This window comes from Synechococcus sp. R5-12, from assembly GCF_047502655.1.
GTDB lineage: Bacteria > Cyanobacteriota > Cyanobacteriia > Thermostichales > Thermostichaceae > Thermostichus.
In genome coordinates this window covers 1-6,283 of the sequence record NZ_JANSIM010000204.1, presented here as the reverse complement: position 1 = coordinate 6,283, position 6,283 = coordinate 1, and the positions used below count along the sequence as shown (strand labels likewise).

The 6,283-nt window shown below is 59.8% G+C and carries 5 protein-coding genes; all 5 read left to right on the top strand.

The features are described 5' to 3' along the window. Window positions 1–481: 481 nt before the first annotated feature. The 5 genes from cobM to sufU all read left to right on the top strand — a co-directional run bounded on the left by cobM (window position 482) and on the right by sufU (window position 6,243). Window positions 482–1,282, top strand: a complete 801-nt coding sequence (gene cobM, locus NW843_RS10765; protein WP_414522933.1) for a precorrin-4 C(11)-methyltransferase — start codon at window positions 482–484, stop codon at window positions 1,280–1,282. 188 nt (window positions 1,283–1,470) lie between these two features. Continuing rightward, window positions 1,471–3,552 (top strand): tetratricopeptide repeat protein, encoded by a 2,082-nt coding sequence (locus NW843_RS10760; RefSeq protein ID WP_414522932.1) that lies wholly within the window; start codon window positions 1,471–1,473, stop codon window positions 3,550–3,552. Between the two features lie 38 nt (window positions 3,553–3,590). Then, a complete protein-coding gene (locus NW843_RS10755) occupies window positions 3,591–4,418 on the top strand; it encodes a sulfurtransferase (RefSeq protein ID WP_414522931.1) in 828 nt (275 codons plus the stop codon). After that, complete coding sequence (locus NW843_RS10750; RefSeq protein WP_414522930.1) at window positions 4,376–5,593, top strand: NAD(P)/FAD-dependent oxidoreductase; 1,218 nt, start codon at window positions 4,376–4,378, stop codon at window positions 5,591–5,593. The genes NW843_RS10755 and NW843_RS10750 overlap by 43 nt, the downstream gene beginning before the upstream one ends. Window positions 5,594–5,760: 167 nt before the next feature. Beyond that, the gene (gene sufU / locus NW843_RS10745) at window positions 5,761–6,243 is read left to right on the top strand and encodes a Fe-S cluster assembly sulfur transfer protein SufU (RefSeq protein WP_011434254.1); all 483 of its coding nucleotides are present in this window, start codon (window positions 5,761–5,763) and stop codon (window positions 6,241–6,243) included. Window positions 6,244–6,283 lie beyond the last annotated feature (40 nt).

Here is a 6,283-nt window from a genome sequence, read left to right as displayed (position 1 = left end):
GCCCGCTCCGTACCGCTTAGCGGTCGGAGCCGGGTAGTTTACGGGTATAGCACCGGACACTAGACTGCTCTATGCACCAGCACCAGTTGCCCATGCCGATTGCAGCTTGCCCATCAAAGGCTGGGGTAGCTCGGGTAGATTTGGCCTAACAGGGCGTTCCGGCATTCGAGGTAGTTCAGGTTCCGTTGGGCGCTCCGGCATCTGTGGCGGCTCCGGCTCCAGCGGACGGGCAGGCATCTGTGGCGGCTCCGGCTCCGGCGGGCAAGGTGGGAGATCTGGCCCCCTCAAGAGGAGAGCAATCGGCTGGGGTAAAACAACGTAGGGATAATAGTCTTCCCGAACGTACCTTAAGATGGGATGCGAGTGCCTGTCGTGATCTTGCATGCTTGAGCCTCCAGATAAGTTCCCTTGGAATCCAGTTTGAAAAGACTTTGGAAAAGGGATCTTCAAAGAGGCCCTTGAAGGGGTAGGAAGCAAGCAAATGCGCGAACCGACGTCGTGGCCTGTCTACATTGTCGGGGCTGGCCCCGGGGATCCGGAGCTGATTACCCTGCGGGGGCAAAGACTGCTGGCGGAAGCCGATGTAGTGTTCTACGCAGGTTCTTTGGTGCCAGAGGGAGTGCTGGCCCATTGTCGCCCTGGGGTTGAGGCCATTGACACCCGCTCCTTCACGCTGGAAACGCTGCTGCCGCAAATTGTGGAACGGGTCAAGGCGGGGCTGCGGGTGGTGCGGCTGCAGGATGGGGATCCCTGCCTTTACGGCGCTCTGCACGAGCTGCTGATCCGGCTGGCGGAGGCAGGGATCCCTTTTGAGATCGTGCCGGGAGTAAGCGCCTTTCAATTGGCAGCCGCCCGTTTGCAGGTGGAGTTGACCATACCCAAGTTGGTACAGACGATTATCCTCACCCGCGCCAGCGGTCGCACCCAGGTACCGGAAGCAGAAGCCCTGGCCAGTCTGGCAGCCCACCGCGCCTCTTTGTGTCTATATCTGAGCGCCCGCCACGTAGAACAAGCGCAGGCAGATCTGCTGGCTCACTACCCCGCCGATACCCCGGTTGCCGTTTGTTATCGCTTGGGTTGGCCGGACGAACAGATCTGGCTGGGATCCCTGGCCGAGATGGCCGCCCTCACCCGGCAAGCCGGCTTAGAACGCACAGTGCTCTATCTCGTCAGCCCTGCCTTGAAAGGCTTGTCAAGCTCCAGATCTGCCCGCTCGCGGCTCTACAGCCCTGACCACACCCACCTCTTCCGTCCCAGAATGGGCCGGCAGCCCCGTTTGTAACAGGCTCTTTCAGTATATTGACGGACTCCGGCAGATTGAGCACAATGAGGCAGCAAGATGAGGTCAGAGGCCTTGACTTCTGGCGAGGGGGTACTCGTTTTTGCCGAGAGAAGTGGATCCCTCTTGGATTGGAGTTGTTACAAGACCATTTTTTCACTCTCTAACTTAACTTTGCGAACTCTAACTTTATGGCTGGCTCATCTGCTGCTCGCAGCGTGGAAACCCTGATCAAGGCTCTGCAGAAGGCCCTGGCCCCCCTGCCAACCCGTTCGGCCCTGAAGCAAGATGTCCTTTACCTCATGGTGGATCTCCCACGGCAGGGGATGTTTAGCCGCTCTATGGTGTTGCATCGGGTTGCCGGCCAATTGGGGGGCTTGCCTGTGCAGGGAGTTAGCCAACTGGTGGTGTACGGTCGGCTTCAGGGGGAAACACAGCCGCAGTGGAAAAAAGTCTTCTACTTGTCCTCTGGGGAAAGCAGTGCCGATGCCACGCAGATTGTATTACCGGGCACCAAGATTTCTGAGATCAAGGTGCTGGAGGCCCAAAAACCTGTTGTGGATCCCGACCACAACTCCGATTTTCGCAAAGTTAAAACTCTGGGGGCACCGGTTCCCAAAATTCAGAAAGAGCGCTGGCCAGAAGCGGCTCCAAGCCAGGCCTCGGTTGGCCATGCCCCTTCCCAAGACGGGATCCCGACCCCTCTGCCTACAACTGCTCGCCCCAGTTCTCCTATCGACGTTCCGGCCAACTTTCCGACACTTGATCAATGGTTGCACAGGCCTGCTCTAAGGCCCTTCTTGGGGGGAGCTCTGGCTTTGTCTCTCCTGCTGGGGGCTGGGTTGGTGGTGCGCTCTTTTGGGCAAGCCGATGTTCCTGCCCGAGCCAGATCGCTGGGGCTGGGGATCCCGCTGTTGATCTTGGCTGCAGGGGGGGGCTGGCTGGGGTGGAAAGGTCGGCGTGCCATCAACACCTTTGAGCGGGAGGGATCCCAGGATCCCTTTACAGAAGGGCTGTCCTTTTTACAGGCTAATCCAATTCCTGAGGCAGTGGAGCGGTTTCAGGAGGCTGTGCGGCGACAGCCAGATCACGTAGAGGCCCACATTGAACTGGCCCATCTGTTGGCAAAAACCAACCGACTGCAGGAGGCATTGAGCCACTACCAACAGGCCAAACGCCTGAACCCGAACTGGAGCGGCATCAACACCCACCTGGTGGAAACCCTGAAGGCTCTAGCACGGCAGTGGCTGGCCCAGCATCAGCCGGATGAAGTTCTGGCCCACTTACCCGAAGCATTCCCCCTCACCCAGGGATCCGCCCAAGCTGAGATCTATAGCCTGCTCGGCCAAGCCTGGGCAGAGAAGGGCAACTGGGCAGAAGCGTTGGCCCAGCAACAAAAGGCCCTGGGGCTGGATCCCCACTTCAGCGAGGCCCATCTTTGCGTTGCTCAAATTCGCCTCAAGCTGGGGCAATGGGACGAGGCCATCGATTCCTGTTGGGCTGCTTTGGAGTTGAATGATCGCCTGGGCCTGGGCCACGCCGTGATGGGGCAAGCGCTGATGCGCAAAGGACAGCTAAAAGCGGCAATCGCAGCCTTCCGAACTGCCCTCAGCCTGGATCTCAGTCCTGAGTTGGCAGCCGCTGTGCGGGTGGATCTGGGTTTGGCAATGGTGCATGCAGGCCATCTGGCTCAAGCCAGCCAGGAGTTCAGCCAGGTGATCTTCAATGGCCAGTTCAAAAGACAGCAGGCTCGCGCCTACTACGGCTTGGGCCTGGTGTTGGCAAGCCAAGAGCAATACAGCGAAGCTGTGAAGAACTACCGGCGGGCTTTGGAGCTGGCCCCCGATCTGCACGCAGCGATGGCCGCCATTGGCCTAGCCTACCTGGGCCCCAAACAACGGGATGCCTCTGGGCGCAAGTTCATCCAGCCCCAACAGTTGCAGCAGGCTATGCAGCAGTTTGAACAGGCCCTCCAAGGAGATTCAGAGTTGCCGGAAGCTCACTTTGGCCTGGGCGAAGTGGCGCGCATCAAGGGGGATCTAACCTCGGCGGAGGCCAGCTATCGACGGGCCATTCGCAGCAATGGCAGCTATGGAGCAGCTCACTATCGTCTGGGATCCATCCTTGCCCGCCAAGGCAAGCTGGAGCAGGCCATTGAACACTTTCGCTCGGCTTTGGAAATCGCTCCCAACTTCTCCGAAGCCAGAGTGAGCCTGCAACGGCTTCTCTCCAAACAGATGGAAGAGGCCCATACCGGCCTACTCGTCCCGTAAGGTGGGATAGGATCTTCCAGTTAAGGTTCTCTCAACCCATGACACCAACGCCAGGTTGGGTGGTCAGCCCTGCAACCGCCATCCAGCTCATCCAACAAGGGGCAACGCTTCTGGATGCACGCAGTGCGGAATTGCAAGCCGACGGGATCCTGAAGGGTTCAATTCCGGTGAACTGGACGGAGTTTACTCAACCAGAGGCTGCCAACAGCGGCAAGCTGTTGGCAGATGATGCCCTTCTCACCGAAAAGCTGCAGGGCCTTGGCGTGTTTCAGGGGCGTCCGGTGGTGGTGGTGGCCGATCCGCTGCGGGGTTGGGGAGAAGATGGCTGGATCGTTTGGATGTTGCGCAGCTTGGGTCATCCCCAGGCAGTCATGGTGGACGGGGGCTATCCGGCCCTGGTGAAGGAGGGAGTGCTGACCACAACCCGACAAAGCGCCGACGAACCGCAACGGGGCGACTTTGTAGTGCGGCGAACCGACCGGTGGGAGATCGACCGGGACACTCTGCGGGCCAGCCTTGGCTCCGACCGTGTGGCCATCCTCGACAGTCGCGAAGCCCAAGAATACAAGGGAGCCACCCCCTATGGTGAGGCGCGCGGTGGACACATCCCCGGCGCTGTGCATCTCTACTACAAAGAGCTGATGGACATGGCGGGATTCCTGTTGCCGCCCGCTGCAATTCACGCCCGCCTGCAAAAAGCCGGGATCCCTCCGGAAGCCGAGATCATTGCCTACTGCACAGCTGGGGTTCGCTCCGCTTGGGTCACGGTGGTTTTAACCCATTTGGGCCGGCAGGCCAAAAGCTATTCCGGTTCCATCCTGGAATGGGCAGCCGGGGATCTCCAGAAGTTCCCGCTCCAGCCATGAGGGGATCCCTGCCCACTGTGATCTTGGCCGGATGTGGCTATGGAGCCATCGACGCCTTGCGGGCGCTCAAAGGGCAGGCACGGGTGATCGCCATCAACCCCTATCCCTACAGTGTTAATTCAGGCATGTCCACGCGGCTGCTGAGTGGTCGGTTTTCTCTGGAGCTGGTGCGGATCCCTTTGCTGGAGCATATTCAAGCCAACGGCGCCCAGTTTTTGCTGGGGCGAGTCACCCACATCCAACCCGAAGCCCGAACCCTGACCCTGGAGAGCGAAGCCGGGATGCAAACTCTTGCCTACGACTATCTGTTGGTGAATGTGGGCCGGGAGTTGCGCCCCATCGATGGGATCCAACATGCCTTCACCATTCGACCGGCAGAACAATTGGTGGCCGCCCGAACTTGGATCCGGCAGTGCTGGCAACGGGCTGCCCAGGGGGATCGGACGCCGGGCCTGCTGACCTTTGTGGTAGCGGGAGGAGGCTGTACCGGCACAGAGCTGATGGGGGAACTCTACGATCTTTGTCGGCAGATGAGCGCAAAAACAGGGATCCCCTTAGCTCAAGCCCGGCTGATCTTGATCCATCGCCAGGCCCATCTGGTCGAGGGCTTCTCGGAACCCTTCCGCCGGGCGGTGGAAAGGGAAATCCGCCGTCTGGGGGTGGAAATCTGGGCCGGATGTCAGGTGAAAGCCTTTGGGCCGGAGCACGTGTGGCTCTCGGATGGCACCGAGTTGATAGCTCAGACCCGCCTGTGGGCAGGTGGCTTCCAGGTGCCGAGCTGGTTGAGCACCTGCGGCTTGCCAACAGGGCCGACGGGAGCCCTGCTCGTGGACAAATACCTGCGGGTGCAAGGCTCAGAGCACATCTTGGCGGTGGGGGACTGCGCTGACTTTGTTTGGGGATCCCGCCTCTTGCCCAAGATCGGCGTGTACGCGGTGCGCCAGGGGCCAATTGCAGCCCAAAACCTGCTGCGGCTCATCCGCGGCCAACCTCTGATCCCCTACCGACCGCAGGCCACGGTTTTTGTTTGTGTAACGGTGGGGAACCGCGTTGCCGTTGCCGAGAAAGGCAGGCTGGTCTGGCGCGGCTATGCAGCCACGGTGCTGAAGAACTTTTTTGATTGGCTGTACATGCGCAAACTTAAGCCCCTGCGCTGGCAGGAGTTTTTCTACTGACTCAAGCTCTACCAAGAACGGGGTTAAGATCAAAACCAGATGGGCCAGGTCGGGCTCGCTTCCCAAATCCTGAATATCTGAGAACTATGGCTATTCCCGGCGGCAATGGGCTATGAGCGGATCGACTTTTGCCGACCGGCCAGAGCAGCGACCAACCAGGAGCAACAATGCCTCTAGATAACCTGCGCGGACTCTATCAGCAAGTCATTCTGGAGCGGTACAAAAAGCCCCACAACTTCGGCAGAGTGGATCCCGTCCACCGCCACCAGCGCGGCCACAACCCCTCCTGCGGCGACACCATCGACCTCACCTTGCAACTGGATCCCAGCCAGGAGCGGATTGTCGATATCAAATTCGAGGGGGCAGGCTGTGCCATTGCCCTGGCTTCTGCCGATCTCATGGCGGATGCGGTGCGGGGGCGCACCATCCCCGAAGCTCTGCAGTTGGTGGAGCGTTTCCAAGCCATGATGCGCGGTGGCGAAGAGTTCCCGCGGGAGCAACGGGCTTTGAACGCCATGAAAGGGGTAGCCCAATTTCCAGTGCGCATCAAATGCGCCAACCTGGCCTGGCATGCGCTCAAATACGCGCTGGAATCGCCCGAACCCCAGGCCAATGGGTCGGCCTTTGTGAGCAACGAAAACACCGACTGACCAAAAGGCGCGGCAAGCCCCGTCCTTCAGGGCAGGGAAG